Source organism: Saccharophagus sp. K07 (genome assembly GCF_014336955.1).
Taxonomy (GTDB): domain Bacteria; phylum Pseudomonadota; class Gammaproteobacteria; order Pseudomonadales; family Cellvibrionaceae; genus UBA5868.
In genome coordinates, this window is the sequence record NZ_QRAI01000005.1 from 42,371 (window position 1) to 62,467 (window position 20,097).

14 protein-coding genes and 2 tRNA genes are annotated in these 20,097 nt (G+C 53.5%); 12 read left to right on the forward strand and 4 right to left on the reverse strand.

Annotated elements, in window-relative coordinates; all coding sequences use genetic code 11:
- Positions 1-148 precede the first annotated feature (148 nt).
- Positions 149-1,441: a polyhydroxyalkanoate depolymerase gene (locus tag DWB84_RS14760; protein ID WP_187410588.1), complete on the forward strand. Its 1,293-nt coding sequence runs from the start codon at positions 149-151 to the stop codon at positions 1,439-1,441.
- Between the two features lie 74 nt (positions 1,442-1,515).
- Here the strand turns inward: DWB84_RS14760 and DWB84_RS14765 are convergent.
- Both DWB84_RS14765 and DWB84_RS14770 read right to left on the reverse strand, forming a co-directional pair.
- A tRNA-Asp gene (locus tag DWB84_RS14765) sits at positions 1,516-1,592 on the reverse strand.
- Between the two features lie 36 nt (positions 1,593-1,628).
- A tRNA-Val gene (locus DWB84_RS14770) sits at positions 1,629-1,704 on the reverse strand.
- Positions 1,705-1,837: 133 nt separating this feature from the next.
- Between DWB84_RS14770 and DWB84_RS14775 the strand changes: the two genes are divergently transcribed.
- The 9 genes from DWB84_RS14775 to DWB84_RS14815 all read left to right on the forward strand — a co-directional run bounded on the left by DWB84_RS14775 (position 1,838) and on the right by DWB84_RS14815 (position 13,959).
- Positions 1,838-2,326 carry a cytochrome c-type biogenesis protein CcmH gene (locus DWB84_RS14775; RefSeq protein ID WP_370589727.1) on the forward strand — a complete coding sequence of 163 codons (489 nt, stop codon included), beginning with the start codon at positions 1,838-1,840 and terminating at the stop codon, positions 2,324-2,326.
- 15 nt (positions 2,327-2,341) lie between these two features.
- A complete protein-coding gene (ccmI, locus tag DWB84_RS14780) occupies positions 2,342-3,589 on the forward strand; it encodes a c-type cytochrome biogenesis protein CcmI (RefSeq protein WP_187410589.1) in 1,248 nt (415 codons plus the stop codon).
- 132 nt (positions 3,590-3,721) lie between these two features.
- The gene (gene smc, locus DWB84_RS14785) at positions 3,722-7,228 is read left to right on the forward strand and encodes a chromosome segregation protein SMC (RefSeq protein WP_187410590.1); all 3,507 of its coding nucleotides are present in this window, start codon (positions 3,722-3,724) and stop codon (positions 7,226-7,228) included.
- 12 nt (positions 7,229-7,240) lie between these two features.
- Positions 7,241-8,263: a cell division protein ZipA gene (gene zipA / locus DWB84_RS14790; RefSeq protein WP_187410591.1), complete on the forward strand. Its 1,023-nt coding sequence runs from the start codon at positions 7,241-7,243 to the stop codon at positions 8,261-8,263.
- Positions 8,264-8,268: 5 nt separating this feature from the next.
- Positions 8,269-10,293 (forward strand): NAD-dependent DNA ligase LigA, encoded by a 2,025-nt coding sequence (ligA, locus tag DWB84_RS14795; protein ID WP_187410592.1) that lies wholly within the window; start codon positions 8,269-8,271, stop codon positions 10,291-10,293.
- Entirely contained in the window at positions 10,290-10,898 is a 609-nt protein-coding gene (locus DWB84_RS14800; protein WP_187410593.1) for a transglycosylase SLT domain-containing protein, read from the forward strand. Before ligA ends, DWB84_RS14800 begins: the two co-directional genes overlap by 4 nt.
- Before the next feature lie 3 nt (positions 10,899-10,901).
- On the forward strand, positions 10,902-11,756 hold the full coding sequence (locus DWB84_RS14805) for an HAD-IIB family hydrolase (protein ID WP_187410594.1): 855 nt from the start codon (positions 10,902-10,904) through the stop codon (positions 11,754-11,756).
- On the forward strand, positions 11,753-12,004 hold the full coding sequence (locus tag DWB84_RS14810) for a hypothetical protein (RefSeq protein ID WP_187410595.1): 252 nt from the start codon (positions 11,753-11,755) through the stop codon (positions 12,002-12,004). The genes DWB84_RS14805 and DWB84_RS14810 overlap by 4 nt, the downstream gene beginning before the upstream one ends.
- A 176-nt stretch (positions 12,005-12,180) precedes the next feature.
- Positions 12,181-13,959: an acyl-CoA dehydrogenase C-terminal domain-containing protein gene (locus DWB84_RS14815; RefSeq protein ID WP_187410596.1), complete on the forward strand. Its 1,779-nt coding sequence runs from the start codon at positions 12,181-12,183 to the stop codon at positions 13,957-13,959.
- 69 nt (positions 13,960-14,028) lie between these two features.
- On the opposite strand, the gene egtD is transcribed toward DWB84_RS14815, so the two are convergent.
- Entirely contained in the window at positions 14,029-15,006 is a 978-nt protein-coding gene (gene egtD / locus DWB84_RS14820) for an L-histidine N(alpha)-methyltransferase (protein ID WP_187410597.1), read from the reverse strand.
- Positions 14,993-16,321, reverse strand: coding sequence for an ergothioneine biosynthesis protein EgtB (gene egtB / locus DWB84_RS14825; RefSeq protein ID WP_370589728.1), 1,329 nt, complete (start codon positions 16,319-16,321; stop codon positions 14,993-14,995). The genes egtD and egtB overlap by 14 nt, the downstream gene beginning before the upstream one ends.
- A 217-nt stretch (positions 16,322-16,538) precedes the next feature.
- Here egtB and guaB point away from each other — a divergent pair, with 217 nt between their 5' ends.
- Positions 16,539-18,014: an IMP dehydrogenase gene (gene guaB, locus DWB84_RS14830; RefSeq protein WP_187410598.1), complete on the forward strand. Its 1,476-nt coding sequence runs from the start codon at positions 16,539-16,541 to the stop codon at positions 18,012-18,014.
- Between the two features lie 132 nt (positions 18,015-18,146).
- Positions 18,147-19,724, forward strand: coding sequence for a glutamine-hydrolyzing GMP synthase (guaA, locus tag DWB84_RS14835; protein WP_187410599.1), 1,578 nt, complete (start codon positions 18,147-18,149; stop codon positions 19,722-19,724).
- Positions 19,725-20,097 lie beyond the last annotated feature (373 nt).

A 20,097-nucleotide genomic window follows, 5' to 3' on the forward strand; every position in this document is an offset into this window, starting at 1 on the left:
TTGGTGCCCAAACGACTAATTAACGGATATGTGGGGAACTTAGCTGCACTGCAGCATGGTTATGCTATGATCAATTAAGACGTGTACACAATTTGAGCGTGTACATGGTGCATTAACGTGGCGCACGTGAGTGCCTTAAGAGATCCCTATGCTTTACCACGCTTATGAGCTAAGCCATGCCGCCGTTGCGCCGCTGCGTCAGATAGCGGACTACCAAAAACGGTTGTATCGATCACCCTATAACCCTGTCGCCTATACCTGGACAGGTCGCTCGATTGTAGCGGCCTGCGATCTCTTCGAATCCCTCACGCGCCGCTACAGCAAACCTGCGTGGAATCTTCCCAAGACATTGGTCAATGGTTATCCGGTCACGGTTATGCCCGAGGTGGTGTGGCAAAAGCCCTTTTGCGAATTGATGCACTTCCGCCGCGATGCGGAGGAGCTGAAGCACGCCCGCTCAGGTTCGGTCAGGGATCCGCGTGTATTGCTGGTCGCGCCTCTGTCCGGTCACTATGCCACCTTGTTACGGCGTACAGTCGAAGCTTTTTTGCCGGAGCATGAAGTGTTCGTGACCTGCTGGGCGGACGCCCGCGAAGTGCCGCTTGCCAAAGGACGCTTCGATTTGAACGACTATATCGATTACATCATCGAAATGATCCAGATCGTGGGTCCCCAGGCTCATGTGGTGGGTATCTGCCAGCCCGGTCCGCCTGTACTGGCGGCTATATCCTTGATGGCTGAAGTGGACGATCCAGCTTTGCCCGCCACTATGACCTATATGGGCTCTCCCATAGATCCGCGCGAATCGCCGACAGTCCCCAATAAGCTCGCGCTGGAGCGTTCATACGGTTGGTTCAAGGACAACGTCATCTACTCAGTCCCCTGGCCCAACAAAGGTTTTATGCGGCGCGTCTATCCAGGATTTCTTCAGCTCGGCGGTTTTATCAGCATGAACCGCGACCGCCACTTTCTGGCCCACAAAGAGTATTTCGAGCATCTGGTGCAGGGCGATTGCGACAGTGTGCATAAGCACCGGGAGTTTTACGACGAATATCTCGCCGTCATGGATCTGACGGAAGAGTTCTATCTGCAGACCATTCGCGATGTATTCCAGGAATTCAAACTGGCGCGCGGAGAGTTTTTCCATCATGGTCAGCGGGTGAAACCCGAAGCGATTACCAAGGTTGCCCTTATGACGGTGGAGGGCGAAAAAGACGATATCTCCGGCATAGGCCAAACCCAGGCAGCCCATAGGCTTTGCACCGGTATTCCGAGCGAGATGAAGGTGGACTATATCCAACCCGGGGTAGGGCATTACGGTGTTTTCAGCGGTACTCGGTTCCGCACGGAAATCCAGCCACGGATGCGGCAATTTATGCGGAATTACTGGGACCCGAAAAAAGAGTTGGTCTACCGAAAAGCCACGCCGTTAGCCGAGTAGTGGGATTGTAGAGGGATTATTGGCGTAGCCTAGAAATGAAAAAGCCCCGCAAAGCGGGGCTTTTTACTGAATGATGGCGGACCGGACGGGGCTCGAACCCGCGACCTCCGGCGTGACAGGCCGGCATTCTAACCGACTGAACTACCGGTCCGCGAATGACTAACTATTTACTGCAACTTCCCTGCAATGGTGGGTGGTACAGGGATCGAACCTGTGACCTACGGCTTGTAAGGCCGTCGCTCTCCCAACTGAGCTAACCACCCGAGGGAGCGGCGTATTCTAATGAAATTGCCTTTGGCGTCAATAGGACGCGCAAAATAATTTCCGTTGATTTACTCGTTTGGCACGCTGTTATAATCCCCCGCTTGTCCATAAATCGCCGGGAGAGTTCTCAAAGTGCCTAAGTTTCTGTTGATTCTCTGGATCATCCTGATGGCGCCTTATCAGGTGATGGCGGCGATCGACGTATACGAGTTTACGGATGAAGACGATCGCCGGCGCTATCAGAAATTTCTGGAAGAGCTGCGCTGCCCCAAGTGCAAAAACAACAACTTGGCAGGGACCAATTCGGAAATCGCAGAGGATTTACGTCGAGAACTGCACAAAATGGTGATCGAGGGAAAAAGCGATGAAGAAATCATCGACTTTATGGTGTCTCGTTACGGTGATTTTGTGCTTTATCGCCCCCGCCTCCAAGGCAACACCATCGCGCTCTGGGGTGCACCGATTGTTTTTCTGTTGATTGGGCTCGGTACCGTTGGCTGGATTGTGGCGCGTCGCCGCAACTTGGTAAACGCCAGGGCGGAGTTGAGCGAAGAAGAACAAAAACAATTAGCCGCCATTCTTGCAAGCGAAAAAAATGGCTCAAAAAAATCCAAAAATTGACGGTGTATTTCACTCATGGCGTTTTGGCAAATAATTGTAGTGTTCAGCATCGCGGCCATTTTGTTCGTTATTTGGCCATTGCTTAAAGCTCCTTTCTCCCGCAAATCCAAAGTGCAAGGCAGCGGTCGCGATGAAACTCAAATCGAACTTTACCGCGAACATCTAGCCGATTTGGAACAATCCTTTGCACGCGGCGAAATAGATCAAACCCAGTTCGATGAATTGAAACTGGAATTGCAAAAGACCCTGGTGACCGAAGGCGCAGGGGAGACTGCCGACAACTGGCGCTCCGGCGGTAAAAAATTATTGGTGGCTGCAGCTGTATTGGCGCCGGTATTGGCTCTCGTGTTGTACAGCCAATGGGGGCAGAAAAAAGACTGGGACATTTATCAGGCGCTGGAAGCCATCCCCAAATCTGAATCCCGCGAAGAATACGATAAACGCCTGCGCGAATTGGCCGTGATGGTGCAGGCGCGTTTGAACCAGACACCGGATAACCTGCAATTGCTGAATTTGCTGGCTCAGTCGGCCATGACGCTGCAGGATTACGACCAAGCCGTTCACGCTTACCGCAAAATCCTCGATAAATTTCCGGATTCCCCGCGCATTATTGCCAACTTGGCCCAGGCGATGTTTTACCGCGCAGGCAATACAGTCACGCCAGAAGTGCGCGAATACACCCATAAAGCGCTGAAGCTTGCGCCCATGATGCCGGAAATGCTCGGTCTTGCCGGTATCGATGCAAAAAATCAGGGCGATTACCGCTCGGCGATTCGCTACTGGAAAACCGCGGTCCAATATATGGACCCGAATTCCCGTGCCGCGCAGGGATATTTGAATGGTATCGCCAGTGCAGAACAGGCTTTGGCAGCAGCCGGGGAAACGATTTCCGATGAAAAACCGGCGGGCGCGTCCTCATCTGCCAAAATTGAACTCAGCGTCAGCCTGGGTGAGTCGGTGCAGATCAGCGGCGGCGAAACTCTTTTCGTCTACGCCCGTGCCTGGCAAGGACCGAAAATGCCTCTGGCCATCCAAAAATTATCAGCCTCTCAATTGCCGGTCACTTTGACACTCGACGAAGGAATGGCGATGGCACCAGGAATGACGATAAAAAGTTTTCCCGAATTGGAGTTGGTCGCGCGGATTTCCAAAACCGGTAGTCCGACGGCGCAATCGGGAGATTGGCAGGGCAGTATCGGACCCATTAAATTGGACGCCTTGGACGGCGTGCAACATATCGTGATCTCTGAACAGTTGCCCTAGTCCATTCGTCTCCGCCAGAATCGCGGAATTATTCTTGATGGTAGGTCGGACCGGCGGATATGCACTATGCTATCCGCTTTTCTGTCAGTCTGGATCGTTCATCCGGCCCCACAAAAAATAAGCGAATAGAGCATGCGGTTAAAAAGCATTAAGTTGGCTGGATTTAAATCTTTTGTGGATCCCACCACAGTCAACTTCCCAAGTAATTTATGTGCAGTCGTCGGTCCTAACGGGTGCGGCAAGTCCAACATCATCGATGCGGTGCGCTGGGTGATGGGGGAGTCTTCGGCCAAAAACCTGCGCGGCGAGGCCATGACTGACGTTATCTTCAACGGCTCCAACACGCGCAAACCGGTTGGTCAGGCGTCCATCGAACTCGTCTTTGATAACAGCGACGGCAAAGTGACCGGCGAATACGCCCGTTACGCGGAAATCTCCGTCAAGCGCAAAGTCACCCGCGATGGCCAGAATGTTTATTACCTGAACGGCAACAAATGCCGTCGGCGTGACATCACCGATATTTTCCTCGGCACAGGTCTCGGTCCCCGCAGTTACGCCATCATCGAGCAAGGGATGATTTCCCGCTTGATCGAAGCAAAACCTGAAGACCTGCGGACTTACGTCGAAGAGGCTGCGGGCATCTCCAAATACAAGGAGCGCCGTCGCGACACGGAAAACCGTATGCAGCGCACCAAGGAAAACCTGGAGCGCCTGACGGATATCCGCGAAGAATTGGAGCGGCAGATCGTGCGTTTGGAGCGCCAGGCGCAGGCTGCGGAAAAATATAAAGAACTGAAACAAGGCGAGCGCGAATTAAAAGCGCGCCTGCAAGCCGTCCGCTACCGCACTCTGCGCGGTGAGGCGGATCAGAAGCGCGAAATCATTCGCGATCTCGAATTAAAAGTTGAGTCGGTGGTGACACAGCAGGTCCACCAGGACTCGACCATCGAAATTCAACGCACCCGCCATTTGGAATTGAGCGATAAGTTTAACGACGTGCAAGGCCGTTTTTATGCGGTCGGTGCCGATATTGCGCGTATCGAACAAACCATCCAGCACATCAACGAGCGCGAACGCCAGCTCAAAACCGATCTCGAACAGACCGTGCGCGACTGCACCGAGGCCGAAGAGCACTTGGCGCAAGATCTCCAAAAAATGGAAGGCTGGCAGGCTGAATTAGCAGAAATCGAGCCTGAATTGTCACTGCTGAGCGAAGCCGAAGAAATGTCTTCGGAAACGCTGCAAACCGCAGAAGATGCCATGCAATCCTGGCAGCAGGATTGGGACACCTTCAACCAGCGCGCCGCGCAACCTCGCCAGCAAGCCGAAGTTCAGCAGTCTCGCATTCAGTATCTGGAGCAAGTCCAACAGCGCCTGTTGGAGCGTATACGCAAGCTTGAAGACGAAAAGCAGGGGTTGGTTATTGGCGATGTGGAAGACCAGATCGTCGAGCACGAACAAGCCTTGGCCGAATTGGAATTGGAACTCGAAAGCAAACAGCAAAAGTCTCTGGAAGCAGCGGACAGTGTGCAACAGCTGCGCGAGCGCGAACGTGAGCTGGCGGCGGAACTGGATGAATGGCGAAGCCGTCATCAGTTGGCGCGCGGGCGTCAGGCTTCATTGGAAGCTCTGCAACAGGCAGCGCTGGAGCAGGGCAGTTCCGAGACGAAAAACTGGTTGCGCAATACCGGTCTGGAAAATGCCAAGCGTGTTGCGGATGCCATTACGGTTGTCAGCGGTTGGGAAAAAGCGGTTGAAACTGTTTTAGGGCAGGACCTGCAAGCGGTTTGTGTGACCGGTGAATTTGAACGTATTGCCGAGCAAGCAGCACAGCTGGAAAAAGGCGTGCTCACGCTGATCGACGGCGCTGCATCAGCAGCTGCGGAAAAATCGCCTCAGTCGTTGATAGAAGTAGTGTCGGGTGCGCCCGAAATCGAAAATCTGCTCGCCGGAATTTATCGCGCTGAATCTCTGGGTGAAGCATTTGAGCGCCGCAAAAATTTGCAAGCGGGCGAATCCATCGTCACTCGCGACGGCATTTGGCTGGGACCCAATTGGGCGCGCGTCACCCGCGCGAGCGATGCCACTGCTGGTGTTATCGAACGTAAACAGCAGCTGGAAGTGTTGGCGGCGGAAATAGAAGAACAACAAGAGCGAATTTCTGCTCTCACCGACGAGCTGCAAGAGTGCAAAGCCCGTCTGGCCGAAACCGAAAAAAATCGCGATCTTTTGCGCTCGGAATCAGACCTGTTGTTGCGCAAACAAAGTGATATGCGCAGCAAGCTCAGCGCCATGATCGCTAAGGTGGAGCAGGTGTTGGAAGGTCGCCGCCGCGCCACAGCGGAAATAGCTGACGCACGCGAGCAACTGCAGGTAGAAGCGGAAAATCTCGCGGAAGCGCGTGCGCAATTGCAGGAAGCCATCGAGTCGATGGAGCACGACACGCAAGAGCGCGAGCGTTTGCTGTCGAAGCGCGATGAATTGCGTATGCAGTTGGATCAGGCGCGGCAAAAAGCGCGACACGATAAAGATCGCGCGCACGAATTGGCGATGCGTTTCCAATCGGTCAAAACGCAATTGCAAGCGGTCAATCAGGGCATACAGCGTCTGCGCGAACAAATGCAGCGCATGACCGATCGGCGTGCCAAATTGGAAGAAAGTCTGCGCGAAAGTCAGGAGCCGGTGGAAAACTACCGGATGGAGCTGGAAAGCAAACTCGAGCAGCGCATCCAGATTGAAGAAGAATTGCAGCAAGCTCGCCGCAATCTGGAAGAAGTGGAAACTCTGTTGCGCGATGCGGAAAGGCAGCGACAACAAGTTGAACACAGTCTGCAAGAAGTGCGCGGACGCCTGGAACGGGAGCGTTTGGAGGCTCAGACCTTGGAGGTGCAGGCGCAAGGTCTGCAGCAGCAACTGGCTGAAGAAGAATTTGCACTCGACGCCGTGTTGGAATCTCTGACTGATGAAGACACTGAAGCTGCTCTGAGTGAAGAACTCAATGCCATTGGAGCGAAAATCAGCCGCTTAGGGCCGATCAACCTCGCAGCGATTGACGAATATAAAACTGAATCCGAGCGCAAACAGTATCTGGATGCGCAGAATCAGGATCTGCAGGAAGCGCTGGAAACCCTGGAAAATGCGATCCGTAAAATTGACCGGGAGACACGCACACGCTTCAAAGAAACCTTTGATCAGATCAACTCCGGTTTGCAGGAGCTGTTCCCCAAAGTATTCGGTGGTGGCCACGCTTATCTGGAACTGACTGGCGAGGATTTGCTCGACACTGGTATCGCCATCATGGCGCGTCCGCCGGGCAAGAAAAACAGCACCATCCATCTGTTGTCAGGTGGTGAAAAAGCATTGACGGCGATAGCCCTTGTATTTTCGATCTTCCGCCTCAATCCCGCACCTTTCTGTATGTTGGATGAAGTGGATGCGCCGCTGGACGACGCCAACGTGGGCCGTTATGCCCGCATGGTGGAAGAGATGTCCAGCCAAGTGCAATTTATTTACATTACGCACAACAAAATCGCCATGGAAATGGCCCATCAATTGATGGGTGTCACCATGCATGAGCCTGGTGTTTCCCGAATAGTTACAGTCGATGTCGAAGAAGCCGCAGAGCTGGCAGCGGTCTAGGAACAAGGTCTTATGAAAGAAGAGTGGATAACGGTCATAATCGTTTTGCTGATTCTTGCCATACTGCTGGATGGCATGCGCCGTATGCGTAACCACAGGCGCGACCACTTGCGTATGAAGCACCGCACGGTGGCCAAAGCGGACAGCGAAACCACAAGTGATTTAGATCCGGCGGGAAGTGAATTTCCGTCCGGCGGCGCCCGGGTTGCGGCTTATCGCGATCCTGACCACGCCGTCACGGTCAACAAAACCGTCAAACAACTGCACACAGCCTCCCGCTGGACCCGCGGTGCGCCGGCGAATCGTATTCCGGAGCAGGTCAGCCTCAATCTCGACACCCCGGTGCCTATGTTGATGGATTCGGTGGAAGACTCTGCAGAGCATTCGCAGCAAGAGCAATCGCCTCAATTGAATGAAGTCGAGCCGACCATTGGCGATCTGAGCAACCTCGAGGACGACGATTTGCAACAGAGCTTGGACCATGCGGACGACTATTCCGAGATCGAAGAACCGCAATCTGAGCCCGAGCCTGACCCCGTCAAAGTTGAAAGCAAAAAGCCTGCGGAAAAGCCGCGTGAGCAACAACCGGAAGCACCGAAAGAGCCCGATGAGGTCCTGATCATCAACGTGATGGCGCGCCGCGGCGAGTTGTTCCCTGGTCCCGCGCTGCTCGAAGCATTTGTCAGCAACGGTATGAGATTCGGCGATATGGATATATTCCATCGCCATGAATCCGAAGACGGTCGCGGCCGTATTCTGTTCAGCGCCGCCAATATGGTGGTGCCCGGAACTTTTGACCTGTCCGCGATGGATGATTTCACCACGCCTGGTATCAGCATGTTTTTGTCCCTGCCGATTGCGAGTGACAGTCTGGCCGCTTACAACCTGATGGCCAGTACAGCTTACGCAATCGCAGAAGCCTTGGGCGGTGAGCTGAAAGATGAAAACCGCAGTGTCATGACCCGACAAACCATAGAGCACGGTCGCCAACGAGTTATTGAATACGAACGCAAGCGCCGCCTCGCCAAATCCTGATCCCAATGCCAGCCAATTCAGCCGATTTTCAGCGTTTGCAACAGCTTCGCCAGGAGCTGTTGTACCACGCATACCGCTATTACGTTCTCGACGATCCAGAGGTTCCGGATGCCGAATACGACCGCTTGATGCGCGAGTTGCAGGAGTTGGAGAGCCGCCATCCCGAATGGATTACGCCGGATTCACCTACTCAGCGCGTCGGCGGGGAAGCTCTCACTGCCTTTACGCAGATAACGCACCTGCGCCCCATGCTGTCGCTGGACAACGCTCTGAACGCGGAAGAATTCATCGCCTTTGATAAACGCGTGCGCGAGCGACTGCGTACTCAGGAACCGATTGAATACTCCTGCGAGCCTAAGTACGACGGCATTGCCATCAGTCTGCTGTATCGCAATGGGGTGCTGGAAAGAGCGGCAACCCGGGGGGATGGCACAGTAGGTGAGGACATTACCGCCAACGTCCGTACTATCAAGTCCGTCCCATTGCGCTTGCTCGGCGACAATCATCCAGAGTTGCTGGAAGTGCGCGGCGAGATCTATATGCCGAAGGACGGCTTCGAGAAGATGAATCAGGAGGCATTGGCTTCCGGCAGCAAAACTTTTATCAACCCGCGCAATGCGGCGGCAGGTAGTCTGCGCCAGCTCGACCCGCGTATTACCGCCAAGCGGCCCTTGAGACTTTGCGCCTATGGCATAGGTGAAGTGGAGGGGGGCGAACTGCCCAAATACCACACCGCCATTCTCAATCAGCTCAAGGACTGGGGTTTTGCCATTAGTTCGGATGTGGGGGCTGCGCGGGGTGTTGAAGAATGTCTCGAATTCCACCGCAACCTCGGCGAAAAGCGTCCGTCCTTGCCCTATGACATCGATGGTGTTGTCTACAAGGTCAATTCTATAGAGCTGCAAGAGACGCTCGGCTTTGTCGCCAAAGCACCGCGCTGGGCGGTGGCATTCAAATTCCCCGCGCAGGAAGAGATGACCGTTCTGCGCGCCGTAGAATTCCAGGTTGGCCGCACTGGCACCATCACCCCGGTAGCCCGGCTGGAGCCGGTATTTGTTGGTGGTGTGACAGTATCCAACGCCACGCTCCATAACAGCGATGAAGTGGCCCGCTTGGGGGTGAAAATCGGCGATACCGTGATAGTGCGCCGTGCGGGCGATGTGATTCCGCAAGTGGTTTCCGTAGTGCTGAGCAAACGCCCGTCGGACGCCGCAGAAATCCATTTCCCCAACGAATGCCCGATTTGTGGTTCACCCGTGGCAAGGGTGGAAGGCGAGGCGGCGGTTCGCTGTACCGGTGGTTTGATCTGCCCAGCGCAGCGCAAAGAGGCCATCAAACATTACGCCAGTCGCCAGGCCATGGATGTTGAAGGGCTGGGCGATAAATTGGTGGATGCGCTGGTAGAGAAGGGCATGGTGCACGGCCCGGAAGATCTTTATCTGCTCACCGTAGAGCAATTGGCGGCGCTGGATCGTATGGGACAAAAGTCCGCGCAAAATCTGATCAATGCCCTGGAGCGTAGCAAAACCACCACCTTGCCCAAGTTTCTTTTTGCGCTCGGTATCCGCGATGTCGGCCAAGCCACTGCAACGACCTTGGCGCGCCATTTCGGCACTTTGGAAAAGCTGATGGCGGCAGACGAAGTCGAGCTGCAGGAAGTGCAGGATGTCGGCCCGGTGGTGGCCAAGCGGGTAGCGACCTTTTTCCGTGACGAGCGTAATCTCCATGTGATTGCGTCACTGCGTGAGCGCGGTGTGCACTGGCCGGATATGCAAGTTGTTGCGCCAGAAGCCTTGCCTTTGGCTGGCAAAACCTACGTTCTGACCGGTAATCTCGAAGCCTTTAGCCGTGACGAAGCCAAAGCCCGTCTTGAAGCGTTGGGCGCCAAGGTGGCGGGTAGCGTGTCCAGCAAAACCGATTGTGTGGTAGCGGGGCCGGGTGCGGGTTCTAAGCTGAGCAAAGCCGAATCCCTGGGGATTCCGGTGATCGATGAAGCGGGTCTTCTGGAATTGCTGGAGCATCCTGCATGAGGTGGACGCCTCTATTCGGTGTGATGTCCTGCTTATTGTTATCCAGCTGTATTGTCACCTCTCCACCGCGACAGGCGGACAATATCTGCTCGATCTTCAAGGAAAAGCGCAGCTGGTACAAACAAGCCAACAAAGCCGCCCAGCGCTGGAACACGACTGTGCCCATCATTATGGCCATCATCCACCAGGAGTCCGGCTTTGTCGGCAATGCCAAACCGCCGCGGCGTAAATTCTTGAAAATCATTCCCGGTCCACGTATCAGCGATGCCTATGGTTACGCCCAGGCCAAAGACGCCACCTGGGAGTGGTATCAAAAATCAACGGGCCGGTGGGGTGCTGATAGGCGCGACTTTGGTGATTCCGCAGACTTTGTCGGCTGGTATAACCGGCAGAGCCTGACCATAAGCAAAATCCCCCCGCACGACGTTTACAACCTGTATCTGGCCTATCATGAAGGGCACGGCGGTTTTAACCGCAAAACCTATAGCAACAAACCCTGGTTGAAAGGCGTCGCCACCAAAGTCCAGCAACGCGCCTCGCGCTATCAACAACAACTGTTGAATTGCGAAGAGGACCTGCAAAAGCGTCGCTGGTGGATCTTTTGATGTATGCCGCAGAATCTAACCGAACTTGATTCATTGGCCCTCGAGTCCGATATCAAAGTCGCCTTCTTTGATATTGACGGTACGCTTTTGCATAACGATGGCCATTACAGCGAACGACTGCGACGCGAATTCGCGCGCATACAGGCTTTAGGGGTGAAGACGGCGATTGCCTCCGGTCGCCCGCACTTCGCCGCCAGATTTCTGATAGATGAACTCGGTTTGACCTCTCCCGGGGTTTTCTGCACGGGTGCACAAGTGTATGCGCCGCTGGAAAACCGCACCTTGTTCAGTGCGTCCCTCCCGGTAGAAGTTAGTCTGCGGCTGCTGTCCCGTTTGCGCGAGCTGGAAATTTATTACGAACTTTACGGCTACGATGATTTCTATTTGGAAACCCAATATGCCGCTGAGGTCCGCGATATACACTCACATCATTTGCGACGCCGCCCGGTGGAATGTGCGCTGGATGACGTCGTCCGCCACAAGCCCATGTTGAAATGGGTGCTCGGCTTGCGCCGCGATGCGAAGCATGATTTGCTCGGTATGCTCGAAGCAGAATTTCCGGAGTTCAATTTTGCTTATGCTGCCTTTCCCGCCTGCGCGGATTGGCGCTTCGTCAATGTGATCGCCAAAGACGCATGCAAGAAGCGGGTGTTCGCCTGGTTGCTGGATCATTACCAAGTGCAGCCGGAGCAGGTGGCAAGTTTTGGCGATTCTCACTCGGATGAGACATTCCTTCGCCTGGCTGGCGTTGGCGTTGCCATGGGCAACGCGCCGGATGACGTCAAAGCCGCGGCCCGATTTGTTACTAAGACCGCCGAAGAAGACGGCGTTGCTTACGCATTAGCGAGGTTGTTTTGATTAAATTCCGCATCCGCAATCGCGCTCGCATCTGGATGAATCTGGTGGCGAGTGGGGCGTTTATTGCGCTGGCCATATACGGTTGGGATCTCCCAGTGGAAACGGCTATCGCGTTTCTGGTGATTTGTATTGTGTTTCTGCTGGCCATAGTTGCATTAGGGATTGTTGCCGGATGGCTGCTGCGCAAATTGCGCCAGTTGCGCGGGGCGGATGATGATTCATGGGGAAATACAGACGGCAGGGAATGACCGGAACGCGTCGCAGCCTAAGTTTTACAAGTCGCAACATAAGCTTTAAGTATAAGAAGCTATCTGGCGCACGACTTAAAAGCGCTATGACTATACTGAAATGGCCAGGAGCACCCGAGCTAAGCAGATTCTCTGCCAAGGAAATTATTTAATACTGACTATGAGGACATTCGATTATGGCGGACTTCAAACTTCCTGTTCGTGACATGCAATTCGTGTTGTTCGATTTATTCGACTTCGAAGGGCATTGCAAATCCTTTCCAGCGCTGTCGGAAACGAGCGCTGACGTGGTGAGCGCCATCATCGAGGAACTGGCGAAATTTTGTGAAAACGTATTGGCGCCGTTACGCGCCGTTGGCGATCAGGAAGGGTGCCAATTAAATGGCCACGAAGTGAAAACCCCCACCGGCTTTCGCGAAGCCTACCAACAGTTTGTTGCCGCTGGCTGGCCCTCCATGTGCAACGACCCCGAATACGGCGGCCAAGGCCTGCCGGAGTCCCTCGGTTCGTTGATGAATGAAAGCGTGGGTACTGCCAACTGGGCCTGGGGCATGTACCCTGGTCTGTCCCACGGCGCCATGCGCACAATCGCTCTGCACGGTACTGACGAGCAGCGCCAGACCTATCTCACCAAATTGGTGGAGGGCGTTTGGACCGGTACCATGTGCTTGACCGAAGCCCACTGCGGCACCGATTTGGGCATGCTGAAAACAAAAGCAGAACCTCAAGCTGACGGCAGCTACACAATTACCGGTACCAAGATTTTTATTTCCGCGGGTGAACACGATCTTGCCGAAAATATCGTGCATATAGTTTTGGCGCGCCTGCCGGATGCACCGGAAGGCACCAAAGGAATTTCCCTGTTTATAGTTCCGAAATTTCTCCCGGATGGAACACGCAACAACGTATTTTGCGGTTCCCTGGAACACAAAATGGGTATTCACGGTAACGCTACCTGCGTGCTGAATTTTGACGGCGCCAAAGGCTTTTTGATCGGTCAGCCCAACCGCGGCCTCCACGCCATGTTTACCTTTATGAACCGCGCGCGTTTGGGAACTGCGGTTCAAGGGCTTTGCCACGCGGAATTCGGTTATCAAAAATCCCTTGCCTACGCTAAAGACCGTCTGCAAGGACGAGCTTTATCCGGGCCGAAAAATCCTTCTGGTCCTGCAGATCCAATCATCTCTCATCCAGATGTCCGCCGCATGCTGCTCACGCAAAAAGCGCTGACAGAAGGCGGTCGTATGCTGGCGTATTTCGTCGCTATGCAATTGGATATCGAAGATCACAGCACTGACGAAGAAGTCAAAAAAGAAGCGGGCGATTTGTTGGCACTGCTGACACCGATTGCCAAAGCCTTTATGACAGAAACCGGCTTTGAATGCGCCAACCTAGCCATGCAATGTTTTGGCGGCCACGGCTACATTCGCGAGTGGGGCGTGGAACAGAACGTGCGCGACGCGCGCATTGCCATGTTGTACGAAGGTACCACCGGTGTTCAGGCGCTGGATTTGCTCGGCCGCAAAGTGCTGATGACCCAAGGCGAAACTCTGCGACGCTTCACCAAAATCATTCACAAATTCTGCAAAGCCAATGCGGAAAATGCCGAATTCAAAAACATCATCGACACCCTCGCGCAACACAATAAAGAATGGGGCGATCTCACCATGAATATAGGTTTGAAAGCCATGGAAAATGCTGAAGAAGTCGGTGGTGCGGCGGTGGATTATTTGATGTATTCCGGCTATGTCACCTTGGCGTACTTCTGGGCATTTGCCGCTATTAAAGCGCGCGAAATCATTTCTGCGGGAACTGCGGAAGCAAGTTTCTATGAGGCAAAAATCAAAACTGCTGAATTCTATTTTGCTCGCCTTTTGCCGCGCACACGGACTCATGTTGCGGCAATCCATTCTGGCGTGAACAATCTGCTTGCGCTTGATGTAGAGCAGTTCTAATTTGTGAACGACCAGGCGGCAGCCTGGTCGTTTTCTGCATATCCCTTCATAAATCCTGTCAAAAAATCCCTAAACAGCTTGCAAATAGTGAATGCTGAATAGCTTTTCTCCATCGGTCCATGCGCGCAGGTGAGAAAAACCGCAGTTTTGTCCGAGGCGTGTGATGGAATCCAGGGAAAATTTATAGGAGTTTTCCGTATGAATGGTTTCGCCCTGAGAAAATGAAAAATGATGCGGGCCGATTTTGACGGTTTGATCGATTAGACTGATCAGATGCATCTCAATCCGGGACAGAACAGGATTGAAAAAAGCGTAGTGTTCAAATTGGTGAAGTTTGAAATTTCCTCGTAGTTCGCGATTAATTCTCTGCAAAATATTCAGATTAAATTCCGCGGTTACACCATCGTAATCGTTATAGGCTTGATGCAAACGATTGGGGGATTTGATTAGATCAGCACCTAATAACAGTCCGTCACACGGGCGTAAAAAGCTGTGCAGATTGCAGAAAAATGCGTTTGCCTCAGCAGGCGAAAAATTGCTTAGAGTGGAACCAGGGAAAAACACAACGCGTTTGCCAGAATCGTGCTCCGTAACCGCAGTTGGCAGAGAGACTGGTGAAGAATAATCGGCAACCTGGGGATAGAGCGCAAGAGTGGGAAATTCCTTGCGCAGTTTGCGCGCGGAATCCAGCAGAATTTCTGCCGAGATATCGATAGGCACATAGGCTTTGGGATTCGGCAGACTGTGCAGCAAATTGCGTATTTTGCGCCCCTCGCCGGAACCGTATTCCACAATCGTCGCGTTTTCGCCAATCAAATCGGCAACTTCCGGCAATATTTGTTCGAGCAGACGGATTTCGGTGCGGGTAATGTAATATTCGGCGATTTGGCAAATTTGGGTAAACAGTATGGAGCCGCGTTCGTCGTAAAAATATTTGCAGGGTAATTCTTTTGGGGTTTTGCGCAAACCTTCGATAACGTCGCGCATAAAAGGGGAAATCTCTTCAACAGGATTTGTTATTCGATTGCGGGTTTCAAATAAAATCATCGGCTAACCTCACACCACTGAATTGCCAGCGCGTGCCGACAGGAAAAAAGTTGCGATAACTTGGACGGATATGACCGGGAGGCGTCGCGCAGGAACCGCCGCGCAGTACCCACTGATTTACCATAAATTTGCCGTTGTATTCACCGACGGCACCAGCGGGCGGGACATAACCGGGGTAGGGGAGATAAGCACTTTGCGTCCACTGCCAAACATTGCCAAATATTCGGTTGGCTTGGGAATTTTCGGCACTGTGCGGATGCAGTATTTCTGGATCTAAAAAATTTCCTTGGGTATCAGAAAATTGCGCTGCCAGTTCCCACTCATATTCCGTTGGCAAGCGTTTTCCTGCCCAGCTGGCAAACGCGGACGCCTCAAAATAACTGATATGACAAACCGGTTCGCCTGCGGCGACAGGACGAAGGCCGGCCAAGGTATAAGTCCACCATTCGCCATCTTGATTAATCCAATACAATGGCGCTTCTATGTGATTTTCCTGCACCCATGCCCAACCTTCTGAGAGCCAATGGCGCGGATCGTGATAACCGCCGTCTGCCATAAATTCCAAATATTCCGCATTAATCACCGGTCGACTTGCCAAGCGAAATGCGTGCACATAGGCGCGGTGCAAAGGCGCTTCATTATCGAAGTGAAAACCGTCATCACAGCCAAACCAGGATTCGCCGGGCGCAAAATGTCGCCAGTGCAATTCCGGTTTTTGCGAACTGGATTTATCGGGGAAATCAACCAGTTTCGGATACAAAGGATTAAAAGAAAGAGCGTGTTTAATATCTGTAACAATCAATTCCTGATGCTGTTGCTCGTGATGAATTCCCAACTCAATCAGCTGTAGTTCTGCCGGTGTTAATGCGTCCCATAGCGTTATCAGTTTTTCCTCCAGCGCAAATCGGTAATCCCAAATTTCGTCTAGGGAAGGACGTGACAGGATTCCTCGCTGAGCGCGGCGGAATTGCGGGCCGACTTGGTTGTAATAAGAGTTGAACAGATATTCATAACCGGGTTTGGCGACTGACGCGTCGCGTGGCAGCAGAATGAAGGTATCGAAAAACCAAGTGGTGTGCGCCAGATGCCATTTGGTTGGGCTGGCGTCCGGCATGGACTGGAGCTGCTGATCTTCCGGAGAGAGTTTCTGCGTCAGACGAGCAGACAGTTTCCGCGTCCGCTGAAATTGCTCGCGTAAACGACCGGCAAACTCTTCTGTGGTTGGCTTGGCTTTGTTTTGGCTGCGGTTGCTTGCGATATGGATGCCTGCGGTGGGAGGCACGAAGGTTTGGAGTGGAATCGCAGTGTCGCTCACAGTGACTGCCTTCTCAGGTGCGTCTTTCGGTTAATGGCGATCAGTCAATATGAGCTTGAGTGTAAGGACGCAGGTCTAAGGTGAATGTACGAAATCCAACAGTCTTAAGGCGGCGCAGCAAAACACGGGATTGAATTGGCGATTTACCCATGGGGTAATAATGCCTATAATGCCCGGTTTATCTCGCTTCACTTACCAGCTCCGAGGTGGACACCCAATGCTGAGAATTGCTCAAGAGGCACTCACTTTCGATGATGTTTTGCTGGTGCCCGGATATTCGACGGTCACAGCAAAGGACGTCTCTCTCAAAACTTCCCTCACTCGCGGTATCACCCTGAATATCCCTTTGATGTCAGCAGCGATGGACACGGTCACCGAGTCTCGCCTGGCTATTGCATTGGCTCAGGAAGGTGGTATCGGAATCATTCACAAAAGCATGTCGATTGAGCAGCAAGCCAGCGAAGTGCGTGCGGTCAAAAAGTTTGAAGCCGGTGTGGTCAAAGACCCCATCACCATCAATGCCGACGCCAGCATTAAGCAGCTGATTGCCTTGACTCGCCAGCACAAGATTTCCGGCGTTCCTGTTTTAAGTAACGGCGATCTGATCGGGATAGTCACCGGGCGTGACGTGCGCTTTGAATCCAATATGGACGCCAAAGTCGCCAGCATCATGACTCCCAAAGACAAGCTGGTAACCGTCAGAGAAGGCGCCAGCGCTGCGGAAGTCCGCTCGCTGCTGCACAAGCACCGCATCGAGAAGGTTCTGGTGGTCAATGACCGTTTCGAGCTGAAAGGCTTGATCACGGTGAAAGATATAAACAAGTCCGAGATGTTCCCCAACGCCGCCAAGGACGCTGACGGCAGTCTGCGTGTCGGCGCCTCTGTAGGTACCAGCCCGGATACCGACGACCGCGTAGAAGCCCTGGTCGCAGCTGGCGTGGACGTTCTGGTGGTGGATACGGCACACGGCCACTCACGCAACGTGCTCGAGCGCGTCAAACGGATCAAAACCCTTTACCCGCACGTACAGGTGATTGGTGGCAACATCGCCACTGGCGAAGCTGCTTTGGCGCTGGTCGAAGCGGGCGCAGATGCGGTGAAAGTGGGTATCGGTCCTGGCTCAATCTGCACCACGCGTATCGTGACTGGTGTGGGTGTACCGCAGATCTCCGCTATCGCCAATGTCGCAGCGGCTTTGAAAGGTACGGATGTGCCGATCATCGCTGACGGTGGTATTCGTTTTTCCGGTGACGTCGCCAAAGCCATTGTGGCCGGCGCGCATGTGGTGATGATGGGTTCCATGTTCGCCGGTACCGAAGAAGCACCGGGCGAAGTTGAGCTCTACCAAGGCCGTACCTACAAGTCCTACCGCGGCATGGGTTCACTGGGTGCCATGAGCAAAACCCAAGGCTCCTCCGACCGTTACTTCCAGGACTCCAGCCAAGGTATGGAGAAACTGGTGCCCGAAGGTATCGAAGGTCGCGTGCCTTACAAGGGTCCTCTGACCGCCATAGTTCACCAGTTGATGGGTGGCTTGCGTGCGGCGATGGGCTATACCGGCTCGATCGATATCGAAACCATGCGCACCAAACCGCAGTTTGTTCGTGTAACTGCGGCCGGTATGGGCGAAAGCCACGTGCATGACGTCAGCATCACCAAAGAAGCGCCTAATTATCCTGTTGGCGGTCGCTAAACTCCCGTTGGCGGCCGCTACATTTCTGTTAGGGGCCGCTAAACGTCGAAGGCAATTCTGACCTAGTTCCAGCGAAAGCCCGCCCGCGCGGGTTTTCTTGTTTTTCATTCCGACCAAACGATGAAGCACACCATGGCAATTGATATTCACGCACAGCGAATCCTGGTTCTGGATTTCGGCTCCCAATACACCCAGCTGATCGCCCGACGAGTGCGCGAGATCGGCGTCTACTGTGAAATCCACGCCTTTGATATGAGCGAAGCGGATATCCGCGCTTTCGCCCCAAAGGGCATTATCCTGGCTGGTGGGCCTGAGTCAGTGACTGAGCTGAACTCTCCACGCGCGCCGCAAGTGGTGTTTGAACTGGGATTGCCGGTGCTGGGCATTTGCTACGGTATGCAAACCATGGCGGAGCAGTTGGGCGGTAAGGTTTCTGGTTCCCATGTGCGCGAATTTGGTTATGCCCAGATCAAAGTTGAGGAGCCGAACGAACTCTTCAAAAACGTCCAGGACCATGTAGCACCGGATGGCAAAGGTCTGTTGGATGTGTGGATGAGCCACGGCGACAAGGTCACTCAAATGCCCGAAGGCTTTGTCTGCATCGCCTCTACACCGTCTTGCCCCATAGCCGCCATGGCGGACGCATCGCGCAATCTCTACGGTGTGCAATTCCACCCCGAAGTAACCCACACATTGCAAGGCAAGCGCATTTTCGAACACTTCCTGTTCGATATGTGCAAATGCGAAGCCCTGTGGACGCCAGCGAATATCGTGGAAGACGCTATTGCCAAGGTGCGTGAGCAAGTTGGATCGGACAAGGTGTTGTTGGGTCTTTCCGGCGGCGTGGATTCATCGGTGGTTGCTGCGTTGTTGCATCGGGCGATCGGCGATCAATTAACCTGTGTATTTGTCGACAACGGTTTGTTGCGCAAAAACGAAGGCGACCAAGTAATGGCGATGTTCGCCAAAAATATGGGCGTTAAAGTGATTCGCGCCGATGCGGAAGATCTTTTCCTGAGCAAGCTCGCCGGCGTTTCCGATCCCGAGAAAAAACGCAAAATCATCGGCAATACCTTTATCGAAGTATTCGATGCCGAAGCGTCCAAATTAAAAGACGTGAAATGGCTTGCACAAGGCACCATTTATCCGGACGTTATCGAATCCGCCGCTGCCAAAACCGGCAAAGCGCACGTGATTAAATCCCACCACAATGTCGGCGGTCTGCCGGAAGATATGCAATTTAAATTGGTGGAACCGCTGCGCGAATTATTTAAAGACGAAGTGCGCAAAATCGGTTTGGAACTCGGCCTGCCATACGACATGGTCTACCGCCATCCATTCCCAGGCCCAGGTTTGGGCGTGCGCATTTTGGGCGAAGTGAAAAAAGAATACGCCGATGTACTGCGTGAAGCGGATGCGATTTTTATCGAAGAATTGCACAACGCTGGCTGGTACCACAAAACCAGTCAGGCATTTGTGGTATTTCTGCCGGTTAAATCCGTCGGCGTTGTAGGCGACGCCCGCCGTTATGAATGGGTAGTCTCACTGCGCGCCGTCGAAACCATCGACTTTATGACCGCCCGCTGGGCCCACCTGCCATACGAGCTACTGGAAAAAGTCTCCAACCGCATCATCAATGAAATCAGCGGCATTTCCCGCGTTGCGTACGACGTATCGAGCAAGCCACCGGCTACGATTGAGTGGGAATGATTCCGCGTCCGGCAGCGGCCGGCAGGATCAGGCACCAGAAACACCTAAGCCCGCGTCACTGCGGGCTTTTTTGTGCTTCCAACCTGGCACGGACTGGCAGCCTGGGGTATGGCCAAGCACGAATTTTTCATGGCATAGTCGATGGCACGAAACCGGCCCTGTGCCATGCCTCGCCACCGATGCCATGCGCCTCGTTCCCAGGTGGCCATGATATCGGAATCATGTAAGTGGTTGCTGTAAAACAAATTTTTGTCGTTCCGCGCGGGGTTTTCCAGGCATGGTATTGATGGTCGGTGAAGCGTGTGCGTCACGATGGCCATGCCATGGGTACGTCCCCGTAAGCTGTTGACTTGTAAGGGGGTCTCTTTGGTTC